Genomic DNA, 25,584 nt, shown 5'->3' on the forward strand with positions numbered 1-25,584 from the left:
GATCATAGCACTCGTGATAACTCCTACAACTAATGAAAATAGTAGTAAACCCAACATACCCAACACTCTTTTCCAGTTACTAGATTTTGTTACATACTATGTATACGGATAGGGTAGGAAATCGTTTCATATTTATTGAAATTGTAAAAAAAGTACCTTTGCACGAAACCTTCATGGATGTTTATACATTCACGTAAGTTTCTCACATAGGCACTCATTTTTAATATATATCTGAGAATTCATATTTTATTATCTCAACTCGATCAATATCAGTCGTATCTTCTTGGTTACTAGTTGTAGTATCTATTGTCTTAATAGGAAGTTCAATAGTAAATGTACTCCCTTTATCGAGAATGCTTTCTACGGTTAGACTCCCTCCATGAAGTTCAGCCATAGACTTAGCTAGAGGCAAACCAAGCCCAGTGCCTTCAGATATACGATTTAAATTTCTGTTTAATTGTATAAACTTTCCGAATATAGCACCCATACTCTCCTGAGCTATACCAATGCCTTCGTCTGTTACAGAAATTCTTACTGTTTGATAATCTGTTACCTCTAGCTTTATAAATATAACTTTACCCGTAATAGAGAATTTTATTGCATTTGAAATAAGATTGAGTAAAATTCTATCAAATTTATACACATCCAATGCGATGAAGAGTTCTTCCACATCTGGGTCAAATATAATTTGAATATCTTTAGACTTGGTGTACTCTGAAACTGATTGTACAATGCTATCTATGATCTCCACAATATTGTAATTGCATAAGTGTAATTCATTTAGTCCCGATTCTATTTTTGAAATATCTAATATATTATTTATGAGTTTGATTAGTCTAAAACAATTCCCTATTGTTGTCTTATTAATATTCAAAATATCGTCTCTACATTCTTCCAGGGAATCGTTTTCCAAATATAAATTCAGTAATTGGGCTCCACTAAATATTACACTTAATGGTGTCTTTAGTTCATGAGATGTGTTGATGAATAATTCTTCTTGGGCTGTAAGAAGTTTTTCCATTCTTTTGTTAGCTAATTCTTCATCGGAAATATCTAACCCCAAGGCAATAATCTTTTCTACTTCATTATTTTGATTGAACATAGGTTGAAAAATGGTTTTTGTATAGTGAGGAGTCCCATCTACACAAAAACTAAGTTTATGTGTATACGAGGATTTGTTTTCAATAGATTTATAGATTTCTTTTATCAATTCATCCACATCATCAGTTTTATAAAAATCAAAAAAACTTTTCCCGTATACATCTAATTCTGTATGGACTTCCGGTATTTCCCTTTTAAAGATTTCAAATGCATAATCATTAATATAAGTTATTTTGAAGTCTTTGTTAGAGAATGACGCATAGTAAAGTGAAATATCTTCTACATTTTCCTGCAAGGCTTTATATTCTTTCGTCTTATAAATATTTTCTATATTTTTATAGATGGGAATATCACTGTCTACATTTCCTTGCCCAGTATAGTTAGGCGTTCCATCACATCCAAAATAAGTAGTGAAAAATTCACTTTTCACATATGCCATTTCACTAGTTACTGAGTGTATATCCGGAACCTGCTCTGGGATAGGTTGGGATAGGTTTTGCCTGCCGACTTTATTTATATCGGTAGCTCGTCCGTCTCTATCTATGCCAGGTATAATAGTTGACATATTATCTACTCTATCTACAGTACGTGCAATATCTGGTGTATGGCTAACTAATAGTTCCATTTCGCCTCTTTGTTTAGTAGTAAGTTTTCTTTCACGGGTCCTGTCTGTCACATCGTAAATAGAGAATAGTACATACTTGTTGTGATCTCCACATATCATTTTTACATTTATATCCCAATACGTCGGTACTCCATTTGAACTTATTGATTCTACCCCAAATTCATGCAGAGAAATGCCTTGTTTTAATAAATCTATAATATTATTCGAAAACGAAGGATGTTTACCTAGTGGATTTTCCGAAATCATGTTCATTAAGGATAATGTATGAATATAGTTCTCATCATGTTGTAGAAGAATACCCTCCGGATAGCTAAATATTGCTACAGATCCATGTTTATAAGTATCAGTACAAATAAAGTTATCTAATGTGAATTTTAATGCTGAATCTTTTATCTCTTTAAAGGAATAGATTTTAACGTCTTCTTTATTGATGATTTCAATACTTATTTCAACTTCCATTGGCAAATTATTACTAGTGAAAATATATAAATAATCTGTCGCTTTAATCTCCTGAATAGATATTTGGTGTTCAGATCGTAATAATGCGTCTATATCAGTAAGGGATTTTCCTACTACATCACACTCTTCATATCCAGTTAACTCGAGGAATCCATTGCTCACGTAATGAATTATATGGTCTTTAGTATATAGATGTGGGTTTTTAACTACTCTCTCTACGTCATTTTTCATAACCTCTCACCTCCATGTTTTATATTTTACTGCTATTTGGTAATATTTTGAAGTATTCAAATTAAGTTTACTTATTATACCATTAAACGAGATGAAAAGGTACCAGATCCCTTCATTTGCGGGATGCTGATACCTTTTATTTTTACATATTTGCTGTTGCCAGGCTCACGTACTTTATTAAAAAATACACATTACTAAAGCCATGCTCTTTTATACTTCCTTAGTAGGAGTTTCTTTCTTGCAAAAAGTAGCCAACACAGGCTTCACTTCCAACTCCGTCTCATCATCCACTGCATGCGCGTTCATTCGAATTGTCAGCAAGAACGCCAAAGCGAGTAATACACTGCACATAATTAGCCCGAGAGGAATTTGCTCGAAGCGGTCGATGATCCAACCACCGATACCCGGTCCAAGCAACTGTCCTGCCGCGAAGAAGAACGTTACATAGCCGAGAGCAACGGGTGCATACGTCGGATGTACTTGTTCTGTAGATAACGCTTGGCAGAGCGACAGCATCCCGACAATTGTCGCACCCCAAAGGAATTGACTGACGATGAGCCCGCTATATACGGGGAAAATAACCGGAATGATAAGTGACACTGCACCAATTCCAAGTGTCGCGAGCAACGCAGATTTTCGCCCGATACGATCAGAAACTTCGCCCCATAACGGACCACTGAAAATCGCCATGATTCCGCTGATCGCCATGATCTGCCCTGCTTGGAATGTAGACAGCCCGACTTCGAGAATATAGCTAAACAAGAAACTTTGTGGTACCAAATACGCAAATCCAACCAATCCATAGATGATTGCGACTCGAAGTACACGTGTATTGAAGTAGACTTTCTTCCAAAATGAATGTTCCTGCGTTTCCTTAGCTAGTAACGGTATCGGTGGATCACGTAAAATAATCAGCGCGATTATGATAGATACGATCGACACAACACCATAGAAGAACCATAAATAGCGCCAGCCCATATCGCCAAACCATGTGGTGAAAAACGGAATTAACGCGCTGGAAATCAGCGTTCCTAGCCCCATGCCGCTAACGAGAAAGCCGATCAGCATGCCGCGCTTCCTCGGAAACCAGCCGACGAGTATCGTAATGAGCGGCGTATAGGTGAATGCAGTTCCTATTCCGAGCAGAAGCATGGCGAAAAGTGTCCAGTTATAGCCTGCGACGAACGATAACATAAACAGTCCAAATGAAACGAGTCCCGTTCCAAAAATCACAAGCTTTTTCGCCCCGTATTTGGTCACGAGCAATCCTACAAAAATCACCATCAGCAAATAGCCAATTGACACCGTTGTGGCGAGCAGTCCTGCTTGTTTATAAGACATCGCGAGGTTCTCTTTCATGAAAGGCATAATGATTCCATATGACATCCGTCCAAAGCCGAGAGAACTGACCGTGACGGCGACGCTTGCAAATGCGTATTTCCAAATGTTTTGATCATGTTCTTTAGCTAGCATACAAATCCCACCCTTTTTAGCGTTCATTATAAATTTTCTAGTAATGGTATTTGCTCAGAGTGATGTCAGGGTGTTAAATCGTAGTAGGTTTGGTAACATTTCTGAGGCCTTTCATTTATGTCTAATGTGTGAACTCTATCATTCACACTATAGCATTTCTGATAGAATATTCCAACTTCTTTATAAAGTAGTTTATTCTATTTTACATAATATTATTATTTGTGGATCTAGGTGAAAAGTAAGTGGGTTGGCACCGTTGATCGACGTTCCAGGCGGACGCTTTCCCGAGGGCGTGGCTTGAGCCGCTTCCTTCGCTTCGCTACGTCCAGGGTCTCAAGGCGCACGCTGATCCTCTGGGAGTCGCCGCCTTCCACTTACGATCAACTACTTTATTATTCTATCGATAAATACATGTAAAGAATGTTGCCAGAATCAAATGCCGGCCATTTTCCATCATCATAGTGAGTCCTATTACGTAACGTATTTTTATTTCTCATTTCAAAAAACACTGCCGCCACAAGTCGTATCATAACGACTTGTAGCAACAGCGCTCTACATACTTTTTACTTTTTATAGAAAAACGGTTTCCCGATGGTTTCGACTACGCTAGGTGCCAATGCGTAGAGCCTACTTGTCAGACCGGTGATTTTTGGCAAGTTCACTTCACGTCTAGGTCGCTCGATTGTTTCCATAACGGCACGCACCACTGTATCAACCGACAGCAACTGGCTGCCCATCGCTTGCTTGTAGCCGCCCGTGACGTCCGCTAGCTGGATAAACGGTGTATCGATCGGTCCTGGATGGATGACGGATACATTGACGTCATAAGGCGCCACTTCCATACGCACAGCATTTGTATAGCCAATTAGCGCGTGTTTTGTTGCAGCATAGACCGATGTTTTGGGTGTCGCAACTTTCCCTGCTTGTGAACCAATATAGATAAGATGACCGTGTTTGCGCTCGATCATAGAAGGTACCACACGAGCAGTCAGTTGCATGGGTACGAGTACATTCGTTTCAAGCATCGCATACGTGTCTTCATCGGTCGTTTCATGCGCCAAGTGAAACTTCCCGACCCCAGCTGAAAATACGATGAGGTCAGGTGTTCCAACGCAAGATACAAGCCAATCGAGTTGCTTCGTATCTCGTAGATCGGCACAATATCCTTCTGCACCGAGTACGCGTAACTCTTCTAACGCCTTCGCATTGCGACCTGTCGCGATGACGCGGTAATTGTTCAACACTGTCATGCGCTTCGCCAGTTCAAACCCAATTCCGCTCGTCGCTCCCGTGATCAGCACGGTTTTAGATGCGGACATAGTGATGAACTCCCGCTGAATCGGCCGTTTCTGAGATTAATTCTGCTACCACTAGGTAATCCAGCTGCCCGATGGTTTCAGACAGCGTCAGCCCCAACTCTTTCTCATATACTGCTGGGAATAGGAGCTTCGTCACGTCAAAGACTGTTTTAGATTCGTCTAACATAGCGAGAACTTTCATGGCGCGGTCGTGCTGCTTCCCCAAGCGTTCGGTTATCAGCTCATGGGCTTGGGTAATCTCACTGCCATGACCTCCGTAAACGAGTGACACCGGTAAATCCAACAAACGTTTTAGTGATGCATTGTATTGAAGCAATGACTTCGGACGTCCTTGTTCTTTCTTAAAGGGTGGCTCAATTAATGGATTGGATGACACTTTCTCTAACAATAAATCGCCACCGATCAGAATACCTTCTTTTTCATTGAATAATGATAAATGACTTTGTGCGTGACCTAAAGACTCTTGGACTTTCCACCCTGGATGTCCTGGCAGCTCGTCACCTTCATTCATCATGCGATCGACGGGACGCCCTCCCATCAAGTCGACGGATCGACGGAATCGTTTCACCCATTTCAAATATTGTTCCGGCACACCTTCTTCTACTAATGATTGTTCATAGAAACGGTCATGACGATCCAAAAACTCTTTATCGCGTGTTAGCCAATAGTTTAAATACGGATGACCGAGAATTTCTGCACGATCAAACATCTCGACCAATCCACAGTGATCGGGATGGTGATGCGTGACAAATACTTGCTCTATATCTTGGAATGTATAGCCCATTTCTTTTAATTTCATCTGCAACACTTCACGTGCTTCCGGCGTTTTCGTCGCCGCATCTACTAACGTCAGTGTGTCGCCTTTTAGTAAAAAGCAGTTCACGTCACCTACCGCAAATGGTGTAGGTGTACTAATTTTTGTGATCATATACTGTTCCCCCTATTAAATGAATGACTGTTCAGTCTATTGTACTCTTTCTTTCGATGTACGTCACGTTTTGATTGTTCATTTACCGAAAGATATTTCGCGCAAAATGAAACCATTTTGCCTATTCTTCGTATGGTATACTACATGAAATCGCATGATTTACATAATGACGTCGAGTTGGAGGGATTACAGTGGGATTTTTTAATATGTTCAAAAACCAATTTATCGAAGTAATCGAGTGGCAAGCACAGGATGCCAATACGTTAGTTTATCAGTTCCCCGTGCATAATAATGAAATTAAAATGGGTGCAGAGCTGACGGTCAGGGAATCGCAAGTCGCGGTCTTCGTCAATGAAGGCGAAATTGCGGACGTATTTGGACCAGGACGTCATATTTTGTATACACAAAACATGCCCATCCTGACGAAGTTGAAATCGTGGAAATACGGCTTTGATTCGCCGTTTAAAGCGGAAGTATATTTCATTAATACGAAACAATTCGTCAATCAAAAATGGGGCACATCGAATCCCATTATGATGCGTGATCCGGATTTCGGCATGATACGGCTTCGGGGTTATGGGATTTATTCATATCGGGTATCGGAGCCGACCGTTTTCTTGCGTGAGTTGTTTGGAACGAACAGTTCGTATGATACGAATTCTATTGAAGGTCATCTAAAGAAAATGATTATTTCTGGATTATCCGATTTATTCGCAGAATCTCAACTACCTGCGCTCGATCTATCTATGCATTACGACGAATTAAGTGAAAAAGGCAAAGAGAAGATGATGTCTCGTTTTGCTGCATTCGGTTTCGAGATCACATCACTCTATATCGAAAACCTGTCGTTACCAAAAGAAGTAGAACAAGCGATGGACAAGCGGACCTCAATGGGTGTACTCGGCAATATGCAGCAATATCAACAATATCAGGCGGCTGAAGCGATGCGGGATGCAGCTCAGAATGAAGGTGGCATGGCGGGCGCAGGTGTCGGGATGGGGGCTGGTATGGGCATGGGTCAAGTCATGGCAAATGCAATGAATCAGAACCAACAGCAACCTCAAGCACAAGCCGCAACGAAATCCTGTCCACATTGTCAAGCTACGATCAACGCCGATGCCAAGTTCTGTGGTCAGTGCGGAAAATCTGTTGAAACCGATAAAGTACCTTGCGTGAAGTGTGAGACCATGATTCCAAAAGACGCGAAGTTCTGTAGCGTTTGTGGTACATCTCAAGCCACAGAGAAAATTTGTCCTGCATGCTCACATGCCAATCTGCCGGGTGCGAAATTCTGCGCAGAATGTGGTGAGACGTTAGACGAAAAGTGAGGGATGGACGTTGACTTCATTTGATGAACAACACACAGTAGTAGAAGATACTGAAAATATCAAATGCCCTTCTTGTGGCGGCAACACGGAATATAATCCGGAAACACGCGGCTTGAAATGTCCTTTCTGTAGTCATGAAATGCCGATTGAAGCAACGTTCGACCATCATGTGGAACTGGATTTCAAGGAAGCGGGAAATAATCTTCAACATCTATGGAATGAAGAGAAACGTGTTTTTTCCTGTGATAACTGCGGAGCTGAATCCGTACTAGACGCACATATCGTTGCGGATTTCTGCTCATTTTGCGGATCTTCTCACATATCCGTCACGAATCACGACGCCGGCATACAACCGGGGTTATTGATTCCGTTTCAAGTTTCCGAGGAACAAGCACAGGCGAAGTTCAAGGACTGGATCAAAGGGCACTTCTTCGCACCGAACGCATTAAAAAAAACGTATCGAATGAATAAAATATCTGGTGCCTATTTGCCTTACTGGACGTATGATAGTCAAACACAGTCACACTATGTCGTACGTGTCGGAAATTACTATTATGTCACCGAAACACGGACCGTCTATGAGGATGGTAAGGCGAGACAAGTAACCGAGCAAGTACAAAAAATTCGTTGGCATCAGGAAAGCGGCAATTACCGTGAATTCTTTGATGATATTCTAATCAAAGCGTCTAACACTGTCGACCCGAAATTATTGCAGAAAGTACAGCCTTTCCAATTAACGAGTCTGACCGATTATAAAGTGGAATATATGTCTGGTTTCCTTGCTGAGCGCTATTCCGTTTCATTACAACAAGGATTTTCGCAAGCAAAGGACGTGATGACTAAAGGAATCGTCAACGGGATCGAACACAGCGTTGCCGGAGATATCGTACAAGTGGTCAATGTCTCGACAGATTATACCGCTATTACATATAAACATATATTATTGCCGATTTGGATTTCCTCTTTTCATTTCAAGGAAAAAGTCTATCAATTTATCGTCAATGGACAAACGGGGAAAGTGTCCGGAAATTATCCGCTAAGCACGATGAAGATCGTTTCGTTGGTCATCTCGATTCTGATCGTTTTATTCATCATCTACTTGTTCGCCAGTAGCTAATGGCAGTTTGACATTTCAATTAGTACATGACATAATCATGGAAATAGTATGAAACGGGCATTGAGGAAGATCAGTAGACGGGTGATGGATAGAAGAGAGCATGACCGAGGCTGCAAGTCATGTATCCCACTCCCCTTTGAACCTCCTTCCGAGCTGTCGTGGAAACACGACCGTACCTTCTGCGATAAAGAAGACTTGAAGTTGTGCTGTCGTAAACAGCAAATTTAGGTGGCACCGCGGAAACCGAGCGTTTTCGTCCTGAAACACAGGACGGGAGCGTTTTTTTATTTTGGGAGGATGTTAGACATGGAAAAGATTTTATTTGTAGGCGCCGGTCAAATGGCAGAAGCTATTATTGCGGGGATTATTAAGAAACGTGTCATATATGAAGATAATGTCTATGTCATGAATCGTTCAGATGCAGAACGTTTAGATGAACTGGAGTCGCGTTATGGTATTACGAAAGTGTGCGAAGACCGAGATTTCATCAAAAAAGTCGACTTAGTCGTGCTCGCAACGAAGCCGAAAGATGTAGAGAAAGTGATGGAGGATATTGCACCCTACCTTGGAGAAGATACGACAGTCCTCTCTGTCATCGCAGGTATTTCCATCGATACATTTGAAAAAGGCCTCGGCAAACGTCCGATTGCACGCTCGATGCCGAATACGTCCGCAACAATTGGAAAATCAGCAAGCGGAATTGCGTTTAATGACGCGGTTTCAGAAAGAATGCAACAATCTATTTTGAGCTTGTTGAGTGCAATCGGTGTCGTCAAAGTCGTCGAAGAAGATCATCTGCACGCAGTCACAGCCCTTTCAGGCAGCGGGCCAGCGTATATCTACTATTTAGTAGAAGCGATGGAAGAAGCAGCGGTAGCGCAAGGCTTAAAGGCGGAGGATGCACGCGAATTAATCGTTCAAACGATCTACGGTGCTGCCTCCATGTTGAAGAAAACTGGCGAAGAGCCTAGTATACTGCGGGAAAATGTAACGAGCCCTGGCGGTACAACAGCGGCAGGTTTACGATCGCTAGAAGATCACAACTTCAAGACCATTATTTCGGACTGCTTGATCAGTGCAGAAAACCGTTCACGTCAATTAGGCGCTGTGAAATAATATAGGAATACGACACTCGAGGAAAATGATTTCTCTGAGTGTCTTTTTTAATGAGCGGAACACGGGTCGTTATGAGCGGTTGCGGGTGTGTATAGAGCGCATAGGTTGCCCGGTAGAGCGCATTGACTTCTCGATAGAGCACTCAGGCTGCCCGGTAGAGCGCTTAGCCTGCCTGATAGAGCGCCAAGGCTTTCTGATAGAGCACTTAGACTTCCGGATAGAGCGCTCACACTGCACGATAGAGCGCTCCACCGACTTCATAGAGCGAATACGCGGCAACATAGAGCACTTCATCCCCTTTAACACAATCACAACAATAAAAAAAGCTGATCACAAAAAGTCACTGGCATGACGACTTCTTGGATAGCTCTTTAATTTTTTGCAAGCTTGATTAATTCTCCGTGTTTCCACTGATAACGCGTAAAATCATCTGCAATCGAAATAGCCTCGAATACAGCGGTTCCTTCTGCTTTGAAAGCTGGCATTTCACTTGGCATGAACCGTGCGCTAATATGGTTGGCAATAAGGTTTTTCGCATTCGCTTCCTTCGCGATGGTTGCTGCTTCGACAATCGTTGAATGACCGAATTCCTTGGCACCTGCTGCATACTCATCGGTGAACGTCGCTTCATGGATCAAAATATCGGCGTCTCGTGCCAGTTCAACTGACGCTTGGCAGTACGACGTATCCCCAATAACGGTAATGACGAAGCCTTTTTTCTTATCTGTCGTAACGTCTTGACTGTATACGGTCTGTCCATTCTCAAGTGCCACATCAAAACCATCTTTCAATCGCTGCAACAAAGGGCCTTTCGGGACGCCTTGCTCGATCGCTTTGTCGATCAATAATGTGCCGGGTAACTCTTTTTGTTCAATACGGAAACCAAAACTCTGAATGACATGTTGAACTTCTTTGGCATAGACTTTGAATTCATCCGTCTCGAGAATCATGCCGTCATGAATTTCATGCACATTCAACTTGTATGGCAAGTACGTTCCCGTTAATTGATACGTATGTTGTAGCCACTCTTTCAAGCCCGCAGGACCGTAAATATCAACCGGATCATCTCCACCTAAAAATGCTCGTGAGCTAAGAAATCCTGGTAATCCGAAAATATGGTCGCCGTGCAAATGCGTGATGAAGATTTTCGTAATCTTCTTCGGCTTGATCGCGCTATGTAGCAATTGATGCTGCGTCGCTTCGCCACAATCGAATAACCAGTTTTCCTTATTCTCGTCTGTCAAATCTAGAACGAGTGCTGACGTATTACGCTGTTTTGATGGCATCCCTGCACCTGTCCCTAGAAATTCTATATCCACATACATGGCCTCCTTGCTATTTCTTCGTATATCCTTTTTTAATAATACCATTTCCGAAACGCTGCGTCAGACTTGACATCAACTGATCCACTTCGTATTCCTTTTGTTGTTGCTCAAAGTTTTCGAATGTCAGTTGCTTGACCATTTCAGATCGTTCGATGACATTCGCCACCGTAATGCCTAGCAAGCGGATGGGCTCATAGTTCCAATGTTGCCGAAATAATTGAATGGCTACTTCTGTAATGTCTTCCTCCAGATAGATAGCGTGTTGGAGCGTTCTACTTCTTGTGGTATTTTGCCAGTCGGCATAGCGCATTTGAATGCTGATTGTTATTCCGGCTAGACGTTTGGTTTCCAGTCGTGCCGCTACTTTTTTCGCAAGCCGTTCAAAAATCGGAATACAATCTTCTAGTTCCGTAAGATCAACAGGCAACGTAGTGGAACTGCCAATACTTTTACGTTCTTCTGCACTTTCGGGGTCGATAGGTCGTGTATCAATTCCGTTTGCCCGTTGTTTAAGGCGCAAACCATTTTTACCAAGCAACGCTTCCAACGTAATTTTTTCAGCAGTGGCCAAGTCGCCTATCGTTTTAATAGCTGCACTATGCAATTTTTCTTCCGTCCGTTTACCGATTCCGTGCATTTCAATGACTGGTAGCGGCCACAGCATTTTCGACACTTCTCGTTTACGTAAAATGGTAATACCCATCGGTTTTTTAAAATCAGATGCTGTTTTCGCAAGGAATTTATTCGGCGCAATTCCAATCGAACAAGGTAGATCCAGTTCTGCTAAAATACGCATTTGGATTTCCCGCGCCAAGTCGTATGCACGCGTCAATCCGCCAATATCGGTCGTATCGATATAAGCTTCATCAATGGAAACAGGTTCAACCCATTCGGTATAGCTTCGCAAAATATCAAAAACCGAATCGGACATTTGTCGATACAGATCATGCCGTGGCGGAACGATCGTTAAATTCGGACAGAGTCGTTTAGCTTCTCCTACCGTCATCGTCGTGTACACACCAAATGCCCTTGCCTCATATGAACAGGTGACGAGAATCCCTCTGCGTTCTTTCGGGTTGCCCGCGACTGCTAGAGGAATACCTTTTAATTTGGGATTCGCAGCTTGTTCAACTGAGGCAAAGAAGCTGTTCATGTCAAGGTGCATAATGACTCGTGGATTAGAGATGATCGGACCCGCCATGTCAACACCTATCTTTCCTCGGAATTAATTATGTAATAGGAAAAAGCGGCAAACTGACTTCAGTCTGCCACTCTTTCCATTTTATCAAATGTATGTTCTTTTTGCCTACTAATTTGATTGCTGCTGTTCTTTCATGTAACTGGATATTTCATCCATACCATGGAGTGAATCTGCCATACTATTTGGATCGATAACCGTCACTACACGGTCCTCTAGATTTGCTACTGTTACGAAGTAAGGTGTCTTGGAATACGCTTTTAGTGCAGTAGATGTTAACCGATCTTCTGGCAAGTCAAGGATTTCTTTTGCATCTAGCACTAATAAACCAACTTCCAACTGATCCGTTTTCACGACGACTACGTGAGATTCAATATCCCGCGGTGTTGCCTGATGATAGAGAATCTCACTTAAATCAAGAATTGGCACCAGTTCGCCACGCGATTTCATCAATCCGAGTAAATACGATGGAAGATGAGGGATCGGCGTGACGTACTCCAATTTCTCGATAGATATCACCGATTCTACTGGAAGTGCGTATTCTTCATTGCCTGTCCGCACAATCACAGTTTGCATAATTATACCTTCTTTCAAGGCTCTTTGTTGAGACTGTTACACTGTGTGGATTGCCTGACCGACAATCTCAAGTACTAATTCCGTCAGCTTTTCCAACTCTTTCACCGGCATGCGTTCGTTTTTCGTATGAATCTCTTCATACCCAACAGATAATGTCACAGTAGGAACACCCATCCCGTTGAAGACATTACCGTCACTTCCGCCGCCACTCGTCATAATCTTCGGTTCACGTCCTACGTTGCGGATAGACTTCATCGCGACTTGCACGACTTCTTCGTCATCTCCGATTGAGAAACCAGGATACATGAGTTCTGTTGTCGTTTCAGCTTTGCCGCCGAGCGTTTCAGAAGTCGTGGCAAATTTCTCGACCATTAAGTCGATTTGTTTCTTCATTTTATCGGGATTGATTGACCGAACTTCCGATAAAATGAAAGCCTCTTCACAAACGATATTCGTTGCTTTTCCACCTTCAAAACGACCTATATTGGCAGTCGTCTCTTCATCTATCCGGCCAAGTTTCATGCCCGCAATCGATTTAGCAGCGAGTGAAATCGCAGAAATTCCTTTTTCAGGGGCTACGCCAGCGTGAGCTGTTTTCCCATAGATGGTCGTCCATAATTTTGACTGGTAAGGAGCCGCTGTAACAATACCGCCTACTTCTCCGTCACTATCGATCGCGAAGCCATATTTCGCTTGTAAGTAGTCCGGATTCATCGCTTTTGCGCCTACTAATCCGCTTTCTTCACCCGCTGTAATAATGAACTGGATCGGACCATGCGGCTTGTTTGACTCTTGGATTACTTTCGCCATCTCGAGTAAAGCGGCAATTCCAGCTTTGTCGTCGGCACCTAAAATCGTCGTTCCGTCACTGTAAATATAGCCATCTTCTTTGACGATTGGCTGAATGGATTGTCCTGGAACTACCGTATCCATATGGCATGTGAAGAAAATCGGATCCGCATCAGCAACTGTACTTGGCAAGTTGGCAATTAAATTACCCGCACCATGACCTGTCTTTTCCGCTGTATCATCTTCCGTTACGTCAAAGCCCAGTTCTTGCAATTTTTTTGTAAGAATATCTGCAATATTTCGTTCGTTTTTAGTTTCAGAATCAATTTTTACTAACTCCAAGAATTCTTGAAGTAATCGTTGTTTATTCAAGATGATAGACTCCTTTGATTATAGAGGTATGTTGCCGTGCTTTTTCTTCGGACGGTCTTCGTGCTTATTGCGCATCATTTCAAGTCCTTGAAGCAATTTAATTCGTGTTTCGCGTGGATCGATTACATCGTCGATCATGCCATGTGAAGCTGCAACATATGGATTCGCAAACTTTTCACGGTATTCTTCGATTTTCGCAGCACGAGTTGCTTCCGGATCGTCACTGCTTGCGATATCGCGTGCGAAGATAATGTTCGCTGCCCCTTCAGCACCCATTACGGCTACTTCTGCATTTGGCCAAGCGAAGACTAAGTCTGCACCGATTGATTTAGAGTTCAAGGCGACATATGCGCCACCGAAAGCTTTACGCAAAATCAAAGTAATTTTTGGCACAGTTGCTTCCGAGTATGCATACAGAATCTTCGCTCCGTGACGAATGATTCCGCCGTGCTCTTGCTTAATGCCTGGGAAGAAGCCTGTCACATCTTCAAATGTGATCAATGGAATATTGAATGAGTCACATGTACGAATGAAACGTGCAATTTTATCAGATGAGTCAATATCAAGTCCGCCCGCCATCACTTTCGGCTGGTTACAGACAAATCCAACTGTCTCACCTTTCATGCGTGCATAGCCTACTACTGCGTTCTTTGCAAATTCAGGCTGAATTTCGAAGAATGATCCTTCATCCACTACTTGTTCCAACACTTTTCGTACGTCATATGGACGAATCGTTTCGTAAGGTACCGTATCCGCCAAATCTTCACGATAATCATCTTGTTCTTCAACTGGCTGAATGGGTGTCTTTTCCGTGTTGTTCTGTGGCAAATAGGTCAATAATTCGCGTGTTTTTTCCAATACTTCTTCTTCACTTGCCCCACGAAGATGCGCGTTACCGCTGATCGTGTTGTGAACTTTCGCTCCACCCAGATCTTCAGAAGTAATTTTCTCGCCTGTCACCGTTTCAATAACTTTTGGTCCTGTGATGAACATCTGGCTTGTTTTATCCGTCATAATAACGAAATCTGTAATCGCAGGTGAATACACCGCGCCACCCGCACAAGGCCCGAGGATAACAGAAATCTGTGGAATCACTCCGGAATAGATCGCGTTACGGTAGAAAATTTCACCGTATCCATCAAGAGACAATACGCCTTCCTGAATACGTGCGCCACCAGAATCGTTAAGACCGATGAATGGTGCACCATTTTTTGCAGCCAAATCCATAACATTGGCAATTTTCATTGCGTGCATTTCACCGAGTGCTCCACCAAATACTGTGAAGTCTTGGGAGAATAAATAGACAGGACGTCCGTGGATTTTACCGTAACCTGTTACGACACCGTCGCCAGGTCCTTCCAGCTTGTCCATGCCAAAATCACGTGTACGATGAACAACAAATGGATTCAACTCTACGAAAGTACCTTCATCAAGTAGTATTTCGATACGTTCACGCGCAGTAAGTTTACCTTTTTCGTGCTGCTTCATAATTCGCTCATCGCCGCCACCCAACTCGATTTCGCGTTTTTTGTCGTAAAGTTCATTAATTTTGTCGTAAATGTTCATCTATTATTCCCCCTTAGTCTTTTCACATAATTCATAGAGCACGCCATACGATGATTTAGGATGCAAAAATGCTACTTCTGCTCCGCCAGCACCTGGTTTGGGTTCATCTGAAAGTAGTTGAACGCCCTTTTCTTCCAATTCCCTCATTCTTGAACGAATATCCGTTACACCAAATGCGATATGGTGAACCCCTTCACCGCGTTTTTCAATAAACTTCGCAATGGGACTAGTCTCCGTCATCGGTTCAAGTAACTCAATCTTGACGTTATGTGCATCAATGAACGCTACTTTAACCCCTTGGCTAGCAACTTCTTCAATAGCAATGACTGTCAATCCGAGTGTATCTATGTAATAGTTAACTGATTCATCTATACTTTTTACAGCAATCCCTATATGATCTACTTTGTTCATAGCACATTCCCCTTTTACTACGATTCTACTACCTGAACATATAACAGCCATTCTAGTTGTGAAAATCCTTATTTCTGTTAAAATAGAAAGAAACCAATTCCAACGCGTAAGGAGTTTTACTGCATGAGTAATAAAAAAATCCAAAAAACAGTTGTCTACTTGATGATTATCGCCATGATTGCATCTACCATGGTCATGGGTCTCAGCATGTTCTTATAATCTTAATGACAGTTCGCATATTTGCATATGCGAACTGTTTTTTATTACCTTCCAGCGTCTGTCGAGACTAGACGGCGCATTCCGCTTTCGTTTATTACAGTTCTTCGCAGTGTTCTTCAAATTGTTCTTGAAGATTGACAACGACTGACATCGGATCATGTCCTTCGATTTCAAAACGTCCTACTTCACCGATCAATTTGCCGTCTTTTAGCAAAGCGAATGAAGGAGAAGATGGAATGTGATCTTCACCGAAGTGCATACGTGCCTGTGCAGTTGCTTCTTTGTCTTGTCCAGCAAATACTGTTACCAAGTGATCAGGGCGCTTGTCGTAATGCACTGCGTGTGCAGCTGCTGGACGAGCGATTCCGCCGGCGCATCCACAAACGGAGTTCACCATGACTAATGTCGTACCAGGTTGCTTGAATGCTTCCTCTACGTCCTCAGGTGTTTTCAATTGCTTGTAGCCGCTCGCTTCCATTTCGGATCTCGCTTGGTTTGTCATATCGTTCATGTAAAAATCAAAGTTCATAGTCATTTTACAGTATCTCCTCTCTTGTACTCTATAATTGTGACAGCCTCTTCAGTTTCGCTTTAACACATCGCTGATAATAAATAGACTATCCTCTTCAATCATAGCATATCCTTGCAGAAATTAAGAAGAAAACAATCGGTCAATTGCTCCAGTTACCGTTAAATGACCGTCGAGCAATTCTTCCTCAAGTGCCTTCACCTGCGTTTTTCGTCCTTGCTCTGAGAAAAATGAATCAATCAAGTGATCTCGGATCATCGCATGGAACCAATCGCGTGTTTGATGCTGACGTCTTGTGTCCCAATGATTCTTTTCTTTCATTTCCTTTTCAAATTCCAAAACCGTTTCCCATACCGCTTCCAAGCCGGTCTTTTCTATAGACGAAACCGGTTGTACTTTCGACGTCCATTCAGGAGAAGCAGGTTGCAGCATATGCATGATTCGTGTATATTCACGCACCGTTTTTTTGACTAACGGCTTATTGGCACCATCATTCTTATGCACGACAATACCATCCGTCAGCTCCATGATCCCCTTTTTCATTCCTTGGAGTTCGTCACCAGCACCAGTCAGCACAAGCAATAAGAAATAATCGACCATTCCGCGGACAATCGTTTCACCTTGACCAACCCCTACAGTTTCAATCAAAATGACGTCATATCCCGCCGCTTCACAAAGCAGCATCGTTTCGCGAGATTTCTTATGTACACCACCCAGTGTACCGGCTGATGGAGAAGGTCGGATAAAAGCATTCTTATGCCGTGCCAACTCTTCCATACGCGTCTTGTCACCCAAGATACTTCCGCCAGTCAGTGTAGAACTCGGATCAATCGCAAGCACCGCCACTTTATGGCCCATATCTGCAAGCATTAGACCGAACGCTTCGATGAATGTACTTTTCCCTGCACCCGGCACACCTGTAATCCCAATACGTATACAATTGCCCGTTTTTGGTAGAAGGCTAGTCAACACTTCCTGACCGACCTTCTTATCGCTAGGCTTCGTACTTTCAAGCAACGTAATACCCCGTGCTAAATACAAACGAGAGCCATTTTCTATTTCCTGTTGCAATACATCCAAGTTTTTATGAGATGGATCTTTCTTAACAAAGCGTTTACGTGAAGAGGCAACAAATCCATCATGTGTGGATTCTATTCCGCGCATCACATGCATTGCTGATTCATCTCGTCCGTTTTGTTTTTCTGTCAATCCGTCACTTCCTCATAGCCAAGCTGTCGGTAAATTTCCTCGATGACTTTTTGAGCCGCCACTGGAATGACTGTACCCGGGCCAAAGATTGCCGCTGCGCCATTCTTGCGCAAGAAATCGTAATCCTGTGCCGGAATCACGCCACCTACTACGACTAAAATATCTTCACGGTTGATTTTCTTTAGTTCTTCACGCAATGTTGGCACCAATGTTTTATGACCTGCTGCCAGTGAACTGACACCGATGACATGCACATCATTTTCCGCCGCCTGCAAAGCTGTCTCTTCTGGTGTCTGGAATAAAGGACCGATATCCACGTCGAAGCCTAAATCGGCGAATGAAGACGCGATAACTTTCGCTCCACGGTCATGTCCGTCCTGACCCATTTTCGCAACCAAAATACGTGGACGACGTCCTTCATTTTCCAGGAACTCATCTGTCATATCTTTCACTTCTTGGATTTCTTCTTCATTTGAGAAGTTTGCGCTATATACACCGCTCACTGATCGGATCACTGCCTTATGTCTTCCGGATACCGATTCAATCGCATCCGAAATTTCACCGATTGTTGCGCGCGCTCTTGCTGCGTCTACAGCCAGTGCAAGGAGGTTTCCTTCACCGCTCTTAGCTGCCTCCGTGATCGCCGTAAGAGTAGCTTGAACTACTTTCTCATCGCGCTTGTCCTTCATATCGTTGATGCGGTCAATTTGCTTCTGACGTACCATCGTATTGTCGATGTCCAAAATATCAATCGCATCTTCCGTATCCAAACGATACTTATTGACGCCGACAATCGTTTCCGCTTTCGAATCGATTTTCGCCTGGCGCTTCGCCGCTGCTTCTTCAATTTTCATTTTCGGCAAGCCTGTTTCAATCGCTTCTGCCATGCCACCGAGTGACTCAATTTCACCGATTAATTCCCATGCTTTGTCCATTAACTCTTCCGTTAATTTCTCCACATAGTATGAACCGCCCCAAGGATCGATGACTTTTGTCATCATCGTCTCTTCTTGTAAAAATAACTGCGTGTTACGAGCAATACGAGCCGAGAAGTCTGTCGGTAACGCGATGGCTTCATCCAATGCGTTGGTGTGCAGTGACTGCGTGTGACCCATAGATGAGGCATTTGCTTCAACTAACGTACGGGTTACGTTATTGAATGGATCTTGCTCCGTCAAACTCCAGCCTGAAGTTTGGGAGTGTGTACGCAATGCCAGTGTCTTTGGGTTCTTCGGTTCAAACGACTGCATCATCTGCGCCCAAATTTTCCGTGCCGCTCTCATTTTCGCTATTTCCATATAGTAGTTCATGCCGATCGCCCAGAAGAATGACAAACGAGGTGCGAATGAATCGATATCGATACCCGCCTTCAAACCTGTACGAACATATTCCAAGCCGTCTGCAAGTGTATACGCAAGCTCGATATCCGCAGTCGCGCCCGCTTCTTGCATATGGTAGCCCGAGATTGAAATCGAGTTGAATTTCGGCATATTTTCAGATGTATACGAGAAAATATCCGCAATGATTCGCATCGACATGGCCGGCGGGAAGATATACGTGTTCCGTACCATATACTCTTTCAAAATATCATTCTGTATCGTACCAGAAAGTTTCTCAGAACTTATACCGGACTCTTCAGCCGCTACGATATAAAATGCCATAATCGGCAATACCGCACCGTTCATAGTCATCGATACCGACATTTGATCAAGAGGAATACCCGCGAATAAAATCTTCATATCTTCAATAGAGTCGATCGCAACACCCGCTTTACCTACGTCTCCCGTTACACGCGGATGATCGGAGTCATAGCCGCGGTGAGTCGCAAGGTCGAACGCTACAGAAAGTCCTTTTTGCCCCATCGCCAAGTTTCTACGGTAAAACGCGTTACTTTCTTCCGCGGTAGAAAACCCAGCGTATTGACGAACTGTCCAAGGACGCGCAACATACATCGTCGGATACGGTCCACGCGTGTTCGGTGCAATGCCTGGGAAGTCTTTCAAATGCTCCGTGTTTTCAATGTCTGTTGCTGTATAGACAGGCGCTACATTGATTCCTTCATTCGTTAAAAAATTCTCTTTTGACAATGCTTGCTGTGAGAGTTCATTGAGTGATCGCTCTATATTCACTTTATGAAAATCAGGTTTACTCAACGGAAAGACCTCCTTTAGTTTGCATAATAATAGTATTTAGCTTTTCGATCTTATCCTGTCCTGCGAAAATGAAACCATTCAGTCCATTGGCAATCCACTGATCCGCTGTTTCTGATGGATATTTACCTGCTGTATCGATTGAACAGTTTCCTTTATAGGAAGTTAAGAAGTTGGTTACGGCTTCTTCTGTATCGGCAGCCGATGCACAAATTACTGCATAATCTGGTTGTTGCTGGTCGATCCAACTGAGCGCTTGATCGTTTGACTCGAAAGAAGGACTCCATGTCGCTTCGATACCGCCAACTGCCAAGAATCCACTGACGAAATCTGCACGAGGTTTATAATCTTTCAACGCACCGAAGTTGAGCAATACAGTTTTCGGCAACTCGTCTTTTTGCTTGCAACGAATATGTTCAAATGGCTCTGCCAATCGTTTTGCTACAGTCACGGTCGATTCATCCGCATAATTCACGTCTGTCAACTCCGCGTAGACATTCGTACCAATCAATGTCTTCTTACCCGTAGCCATTTCTTTCTGGCGTTGCGCATACAGTTTGCTTAATTCACCAGACTGCAAGAAGGCTTGATACCCACCAATCTCTTCAATCTCTAGGAACTTCGCCCATGATTTGCGAATTAATTCAGTCGTTAACGATTCAATGAAATAGGAACCGCCCGCCGGATCAAGTACTTGATCGATATGCGTTTCTTCCTTCAAAATCAATTGAATATTTCGGGCGTAACGATTCGAGCTTGGAGACGTTCCAGTCAATACATCATGCGGTAATACGGTCAGCCAATCCGCTCCACCTAAAACAGCCGCGAATGCTGAATTTCCACCACGTAATAAGTTTACATACGGATCGAGTTTCGAGTATGAGCGCAGTGAAGTAATCCCGAGCAAAGGCACTTGCTTCGCGTTTTCCACACCATATGCTTCGTTGAATAATTTCCATAACACGCGAAACGCACGGAACTTCGCGATTTCCATGAAGAAGTGTGTGTCAGCAGCAAATCGTGCATAGAAGTCGTTTGTAAATTCTTCAAATGAAGCGACTTCCTCTGCCAGTTCAGCAGCAATTGAAAGTGATAGCGCGAGTTCTGTTACCGCGTCTGCTCCTTCATGATGCACACTCCATAAATCGGCGCCCTTTGTACGGACTCCCGGGAATCCTTCTAGCACTAACGGAACTGCGCTAATACAAATTCCTGTAACGTCTTTACGCTTTGTTTCTTCTATATAATTGAAAGCTTGCAATATCGGATCATCGCTTTGTATTTCAGTGAATAAAATCGGATAGTGTGTAATCAGTTCAGCTACTTGCTTAATGTCTTGTTCCGCCCAGACTAAAGGCTTCAGTCCATTGTAAGCGATTGCTTCATTGCCCCGGGCCAAAGATTCTTTCATCTGCTCTACGAATTGTTCCCCATTTGTTGCACTGACAGGTTGTGCGACAGTCCAGCCGAATGCAGGCTTCGTGACGCGTGAAAGTTCCAATTGGTCCAGATCCTCTTTAGTGTAAAGTGGCTTGAGGTCAATGCCTTCAATCGTTTTCGTGTATAACGATTCAAAAGGCTTTCCTTTTAGAGATAAAACAGCCGCTTCTTTCCATTCAGTAAAGTTGGGGGCTGTAAAAGTAAATGTTTTCATATCATGTATAGGCATACTGGTGCTCCTTCCCCTCTTAAAAACCATTAATAGTTCTAGTGTATCGCAGAGTACGTTATGAAGGAAGAGGAAAATCAGAAGTTTCCGTCTAATTTTATTATACTCATACGAATTGATGACTTTTTATGCGCGGCTATAGACTTTCGCTTAGCAAGTGGTTAAGAGGGAACACGACGCTGATCAACAGTGTATCGTTTTTAAATTGGAAAGGTGAATAATGAATGAATGCCAATTCGTTTGCGCTCATTAATTCGTGTAAGCGATCATTCTTCCTCCGTAACCGCTCTTAACTTCCAACAAGCGCTCATACCTCATCCAAACCCGCTCTATATTCATCTCTAAGCGCTCATAAAGCTTCTCCAACCGCTCTATACCACAATAATTCCTCACGTCATCTTGGACATACTCTGCACTTAAACTTACATAAGCAAAAAACACAGCCATCATTCACACACTTCCACAAGTAATTGATCTGCATCCAACCACTAATTTCCCTTTACCATCCAAAAACAACCTCCAAAACAATTTTGGAGGTTGTCGAATTTTAATATAAAGAAGTCTTATCTTTAGCCATACCTTCCAACAACTCTTTCACACGTGCAAGGAAACGTCCACAGACGAGTCCGTCAAGCACGCGGTGATCAAGCGATAAACAAAGGTTGACCATATCCCGTGCAGCCATCATGCCATTGTCCATAATAACTGGACGCTTGACGATCGACTCCACTTGCAAAATAGCAGCCTGCGGATAATTGATAATCCCCATCGACTGAACAGATCCAAATGAGCCAGTATTGTTGACCGTGAACGTACCACCTTGCATCTCTGTTGATTTCAGCTTGCCATTACGTACTTTTCCAGCCAACTCATGTATTTCGCGACCAATACCTTTAATGGTCTTTTCATCCGTCCCTTTGATGACAGGAACGTATAACGCATCGTCCGTTGCTACCGCAATCGAAATATTAATGTCTTTTTTCATGACGATCGTATCGCCTGCCCACATCGAGTTCATTTCCGGATATTCCTTCAATGCTTGCGAAATGGCTTTGATGAAGAAGGCGAAGTACGTCAAATTGAATCCTTCTTTTTCTTTGAATTCCTTTTTGACACTATCACGCAACAAGACAAGTTCCGTTACGTCCACTTCTATCATCATCCAAGCATGTGGCGCTTCGGTAACAGAACGCACCATATTGTTTGCAATCGCGCGTCGTACACTCGTTACCGGAATTTCAATATCACCATTTTCAAGTTTCACATTTGACGAGACAGATTGTTCAGGAGCTGACTGTTTCTCCGTAGATGCCACTTGTTGTGGCGACTCTTCTTGAACAGCAACTTCTTGTATGGTTGGTCGCGATTGTACTCCGCCACTTTCAATGAACGCTTGAATATCTTTTCGCGTAATACGTCCTTCGCGTCCCGTGCCACTTACTTGAGACAAGTCAATGCCATTTTCTTGAGACATCTTCAACACAGCAGGAGAAAATCGGCCTGCTGCCTTGCCTCCCACTACGAGTTGTGACTTCGTTTTCGGTGTTTGTTGCAGTGCAGGTTTTTCAGCTGGTGCTTCTGCTTTAGGTGCTGAAACTTGTACAGGTTCTTCGACGTCGCCTTCAATTTCAATCAAACAAACCGTCTCGCCCACTTCAATCGTATCGCCTTCATTTGCGATAATTTCTTTGATCGTCCCCGAGAATGAAGAAGGGACTTCAGCTGTGACTTTATCGGTTGTCACTTCCGCAAGCGAATCATATTTTGATACCGTATCACCGGGAGCGACAAGCCATTTTTCGATAGTTCCTTCTGTTACACTCTCACCCAGTTTCGGCATAGTAATCTTTTCAATGCCCATATCCTTACGCCTCCTTAGTTAAAATTCCGCTAAATCCCTTGCTGCTTTTTCGACCTTTTCAGGATTCATCATAAAGAACTTTTCCATAGAAGGGGCATATGGCATGGCAGGTACGTCAGGTCCTGCTAATCGCTTGATTGGCGCATCCAATTCAAATAAACAATTTTCTGCAATAATCGCAGAAACTTCACTCATGATGCTGCCTTCTAGGTTATCTTCTGTCACCAATAGAACTTTGCCTGTTTTCGAAGCGGCCTCAATGATCGCTTCTTTATCTAATGGATAGACTGTACGTAGATCCAAAATATGAACAGAAATATCATCTTCAGCTAAACGTTCTGCAGCCTGCAGTGCGAAATGAACACATAGTCCATACGTGATAATCGTTACATCTTCTCCTTCACGCTTCACATCTGCTTTCCCGATCGGCAATACATAATCATCATCCGGAACTTCGCCTTTGATCAACCGATACGCGCGCTTATGCTCGAAGAATAGCACGGGATCTTCATCGCGCACTGCCGCTTTTAGCAAACCTTTCGCATCGTAAGGAGTGGATGGAATGACAATTTTCAAGCCAGGTGTTGAAGCAAACATTGATTCAACGGACTGTGAATGATATAAAGCTCCGTGAACGCCACCACCAAAAGGAGCGCGAATGACGATAGGACAAGTAAAATCATTATTCGAGCGATAACGGATTTTCGCTGCTTCAGAGACGATCTGATTGACCGCTGGCATAATAAAATCGGCAAACTGCATTTCGGCAATCGGACGCATACCATACATTGCAGCACCAATCGCAACTCCTGCGATTGCTGACTCAGCGAGAGGTGTATCAAGCGAACGGTATTCACCGAATTGATCGTATAGACCAGTTGTTGCTTTAAACACACCGCCTTTACGGCCAACATCTTCTCCAAGTACGAATACTTGGTCGTCGCGTTCCATTTCTTCTTTCATCGCCAGGTTGATCGCATCTATAAATGAACGAACGGCCATTATGCTTCGCCTCCCTTTTCTTCATAGACATAGCGCAGTGCATGTTCTGGCTTCGCGTATTCCGCCAGTTCCGCATACTCTGTCGCTTCATCGACCTGCAGTTTCACTCGTTCTTCAATCTCATCATACTTTTCATCCGTCAAGACGTTAACTTCTTTCAGATACTGAATGAATGACAATAACGGATCTTGTTTTCTTTCGTCTTCCAACTCTTCTGCATCTCGGTATTGACGTTGATCATCATCTGAAGAGTGTGCAGTCAATCGATAACATACCGCTTCGACTAATGTCGGACCTTCTCCGTTTCTAGCTCGGTCTGCCGCTTTTTTTACTACTTCATACACTGTCAGCGGATCTCTTCCATCTACAGTGTAGCCTGGCATACCGTAACCAATTGCACGATCGGAGACATTCTCACAAGCTATTTGTTTACTTATAGGTACGGAGATTGCATATTTATTATTTTCCACCATAATCACTGTAGGTAACTTATGCACACCAGCAAAGTTCATACCTTCATGGAAGTCTCCCTGATTGGAAGAACCTTCACCAAGAGTCACGAACGTAATGAAGTCTTCTTTATTCATCTTTGCGGCGAGTGCTACACCGACAGCATGTGGTAATTGCGTTGTAACAGGTGAAGATCCTGTCAAAATACGATTCTTGCGTTGACCAAAGTGACCTGGCATCTGCCGTCCACCGGAGTTCGGATCTTCCGCCTTGGCGAAAGCCGATAACATCAAATCTTTCGGCGTCATACCAAAATGTAAGACAACTCCCATATCACGGTAGTACGGTGCAATCCAGTCCTTTTCATTATTCAAAGCGAATGAAGCCCCTACCTGTGCCGCCTCTTGTCCTTGACAAGAGATGACGAACGGAATCTTCCCCGCACGGTTTAGCAACCACATTCTCTCATCTAAACGACGTGCCATCAGCATCGTCTCATACATTTGCAACACGTCTTCATCTGTCAAACCCAATACAATATGCCGATTACTCATTCCATTT

22 protein-coding genes are annotated in these 25,584 nt (G+C 43.2%); 4 read left to right on the forward strand and 18 right to left on the reverse strand.

Translation table 11 applies throughout. The annotated features are described in order from the left end of the window. Positions 1–220 precede the first annotated feature (220 nt). From CSV70_RS10570 to CSV70_RS10585, 4 genes are all read right to left on the reverse strand, one after another. Positions 221–2,416 (reverse strand): sensor histidine kinase, encoded by a 2,196-nt coding sequence (locus CSV70_RS10570; RefSeq protein ID WP_099626567.1) that lies wholly within the window; start codon positions 2,414–2,416, stop codon positions 221–223. Positions 2,417–2,626: 210 nt separating this feature from the next. Beyond that, complete coding sequence (locus CSV70_RS10575; RefSeq protein ID WP_158232274.1) at positions 2,627–3,889, reverse strand: YbfB/YjiJ family MFS transporter; 1,263 nt, start codon at positions 3,887–3,889, stop codon at positions 2,627–2,629. A gap of 563 nt (positions 3,890–4,452) precedes the next feature. Beyond that, positions 4,453–5,208 carry an SDR family NAD(P)-dependent oxidoreductase gene (locus CSV70_RS10580; RefSeq protein ID WP_099628898.1) on the reverse strand — a complete coding sequence of 252 codons (756 nt, stop codon included), beginning with the start codon at positions 5,206–5,208 and terminating at the stop codon, positions 4,453–4,455. After that, positions 5,195–6,136, reverse strand: a complete 942-nt coding sequence (locus CSV70_RS10585; RefSeq protein WP_099628899.1) for an MBL fold metallo-hydrolase — start codon at positions 6,134–6,136, stop codon at positions 5,195–5,197. Before CSV70_RS10585 ends, CSV70_RS10580 begins: the two co-directional genes overlap by 14 nt. Before the next feature lie 191 nt (positions 6,137–6,327). Here CSV70_RS10585 and CSV70_RS10590 point away from each other — a divergent pair, with 191 nt between their 5' ends. The 3 genes from CSV70_RS10590 (at position 6,328) to proC (ending at position 9,697) form a co-directional block, all read left to right on the forward strand. Beyond that, entirely contained in the window at positions 6,328–7,464 is a 1,137-nt protein-coding gene (locus tag CSV70_RS10590; protein WP_099628900.1) for an SPFH domain-containing protein, read from the forward strand. Between the two features lie 10 nt (positions 7,465–7,474). Next, complete coding sequence (locus CSV70_RS10595) at positions 7,475–8,581, forward strand: TFIIB-type zinc ribbon-containing protein (RefSeq protein WP_099626562.1); 1,107 nt, start codon at positions 7,475–7,477, stop codon at positions 8,579–8,581. A gap of 306 nt (positions 8,582–8,887) precedes the next feature. Next, positions 8,888–9,697, forward strand: coding sequence for a pyrroline-5-carboxylate reductase (proC, locus tag CSV70_RS10600; RefSeq protein WP_099628901.1), 810 nt, complete (start codon positions 8,888–8,890; stop codon positions 9,695–9,697). A 371-nt stretch (positions 9,698–10,068) separates the two neighbouring features. Here proC and rnz read toward each other — a convergent pair whose 3' ends face one another. From rnz to mce, 6 genes are all read right to left on the reverse strand, one after another. Then, complete coding sequence (gene rnz / locus CSV70_RS10605) at positions 10,069–11,016, reverse strand: ribonuclease Z (RefSeq protein WP_099628902.1); 948 nt, start codon at positions 11,014–11,016, stop codon at positions 10,069–10,071. 16 nt (positions 11,017–11,032) lie between these two features. Next, positions 11,033–12,223, reverse strand: coding sequence for a DNA polymerase IV (locus CSV70_RS10610; RefSeq protein WP_099628903.1), 1,191 nt, complete (start codon positions 12,221–12,223; stop codon positions 11,033–11,035). Positions 12,224–12,331: 108 nt separating this feature from the next. Beyond that, the gene (locus tag CSV70_RS10615) at positions 12,332–12,796 is read right to left on the reverse strand and encodes a chemotaxis protein CheW (RefSeq protein ID WP_085130538.1); all 465 of its coding nucleotides are present in this window, start codon (positions 12,794–12,796) and stop codon (positions 12,332–12,334) included. A gap of 36 nt (positions 12,797–12,832) precedes the next feature. Beyond that, the gene (locus CSV70_RS10620; protein WP_099626558.1) at positions 12,833–13,957 is read right to left on the reverse strand and encodes a M20/M25/M40 family metallo-hydrolase; all 1,125 of its coding nucleotides are present in this window, start codon (positions 13,955–13,957) and stop codon (positions 12,833–12,835) included. Positions 13,958–13,975: 18 nt separating this feature from the next. Then, a complete protein-coding gene (locus tag CSV70_RS10625) occupies positions 13,976–15,523 on the reverse strand; it encodes an acyl-CoA carboxylase subunit beta (protein WP_085130534.1) in 1,548 nt (515 codons plus the stop codon). Positions 15,524–15,526: 3 nt separating this feature from the next. Further along, positions 15,527–15,934 (reverse strand): methylmalonyl-CoA epimerase, encoded by a 408-nt coding sequence (gene mce, locus CSV70_RS10630; RefSeq protein ID WP_085130532.1) that lies wholly within the window; start codon positions 15,932–15,934, stop codon positions 15,527–15,529. A gap of 123 nt (positions 15,935–16,057) precedes the next feature. Here mce and prli42 point away from each other — a divergent pair, with 123 nt between their 5' ends. Continuing rightward, a complete protein-coding gene (prli42, locus tag CSV70_RS16510; RefSeq protein ID WP_157111209.1) occupies positions 16,058–16,153 on the forward strand; it encodes a stressosome-associated protein Prli42 in 96 nt (31 codons plus the stop codon). A 94-nt stretch (positions 16,154–16,247) separates the two neighbouring features. On the opposite strand, the gene CSV70_RS10635 is transcribed toward prli42, so the two are convergent. From CSV70_RS10635 to CSV70_RS10670, 8 genes are all read right to left on the reverse strand, one after another. Continuing rightward, the gene (locus CSV70_RS10635; RefSeq protein ID WP_099628904.1) at positions 16,248–16,688 is read right to left on the reverse strand and encodes a BrxA/BrxB family bacilliredoxin; all 441 of its coding nucleotides are present in this window, start codon (positions 16,686–16,688) and stop codon (positions 16,248–16,250) included. 117 nt (positions 16,689–16,805) lie between these two features. After that, the gene (meaB, locus tag CSV70_RS10640) at positions 16,806–17,855 is read right to left on the reverse strand and encodes a methylmalonyl Co-A mutase-associated GTPase MeaB (protein ID WP_085133512.1); all 1,050 of its coding nucleotides are present in this window, start codon (positions 17,853–17,855) and stop codon (positions 16,806–16,808) included. A 32-nt stretch (positions 17,856–17,887) separates the two neighbouring features. After that, positions 17,888–20,044 (reverse strand): methylmalonyl-CoA mutase, encoded by a 2,157-nt coding sequence (scpA, locus tag CSV70_RS10645; RefSeq protein WP_099628905.1) that lies wholly within the window; start codon positions 20,042–20,044, stop codon positions 17,888–17,890. Next, complete coding sequence (locus CSV70_RS10650; protein WP_158232410.1) at positions 20,037–21,710, reverse strand: methylmalonyl-CoA mutase family protein; 1,674 nt, start codon at positions 21,708–21,710, stop codon at positions 20,037–20,039. The genes scpA and CSV70_RS10650 overlap by 8 nt, the downstream gene beginning before the upstream one ends. A 249-nt stretch (positions 21,711–21,959) precedes the next feature. After that, complete coding sequence (locus CSV70_RS10655; RefSeq protein WP_099628907.1) at positions 21,960–22,160, reverse strand: hypothetical protein; 201 nt, start codon at positions 22,158–22,160, stop codon at positions 21,960–21,962. Between the two features lie 97 nt (positions 22,161–22,257). Next, entirely contained in the window at positions 22,258–23,571 is a 1,314-nt protein-coding gene (locus CSV70_RS10660; protein WP_099628908.1) for a dihydrolipoamide acetyltransferase family protein, read from the reverse strand. Positions 23,572–23,589: 18 nt separating this feature from the next. Next, complete coding sequence (locus CSV70_RS10665) at positions 23,590–24,573, reverse strand: alpha-ketoacid dehydrogenase subunit beta (protein ID WP_085130522.1); 984 nt, start codon at positions 24,571–24,573, stop codon at positions 23,590–23,592. Beyond that, positions 24,573–25,577: a thiamine pyrophosphate-dependent dehydrogenase E1 component subunit alpha gene (locus CSV70_RS10670; protein ID WP_099628909.1), complete on the reverse strand. Its 1,005-nt coding sequence runs from the start codon at positions 25,575–25,577 to the stop codon at positions 24,573–24,575. Before CSV70_RS10670 ends, CSV70_RS10665 begins: the two co-directional genes overlap by 1 nt. Positions 25,578–25,584: the final 7 nt, after the last annotated feature.

Source organism: Sporosarcina sp. P25 (genome assembly GCF_002743235.1).
Taxonomy (GTDB): Bacteria; Bacillota; Bacilli; order Bacillales_A; family Planococcaceae; genus Sporosarcina; species Sporosarcina ureae_B.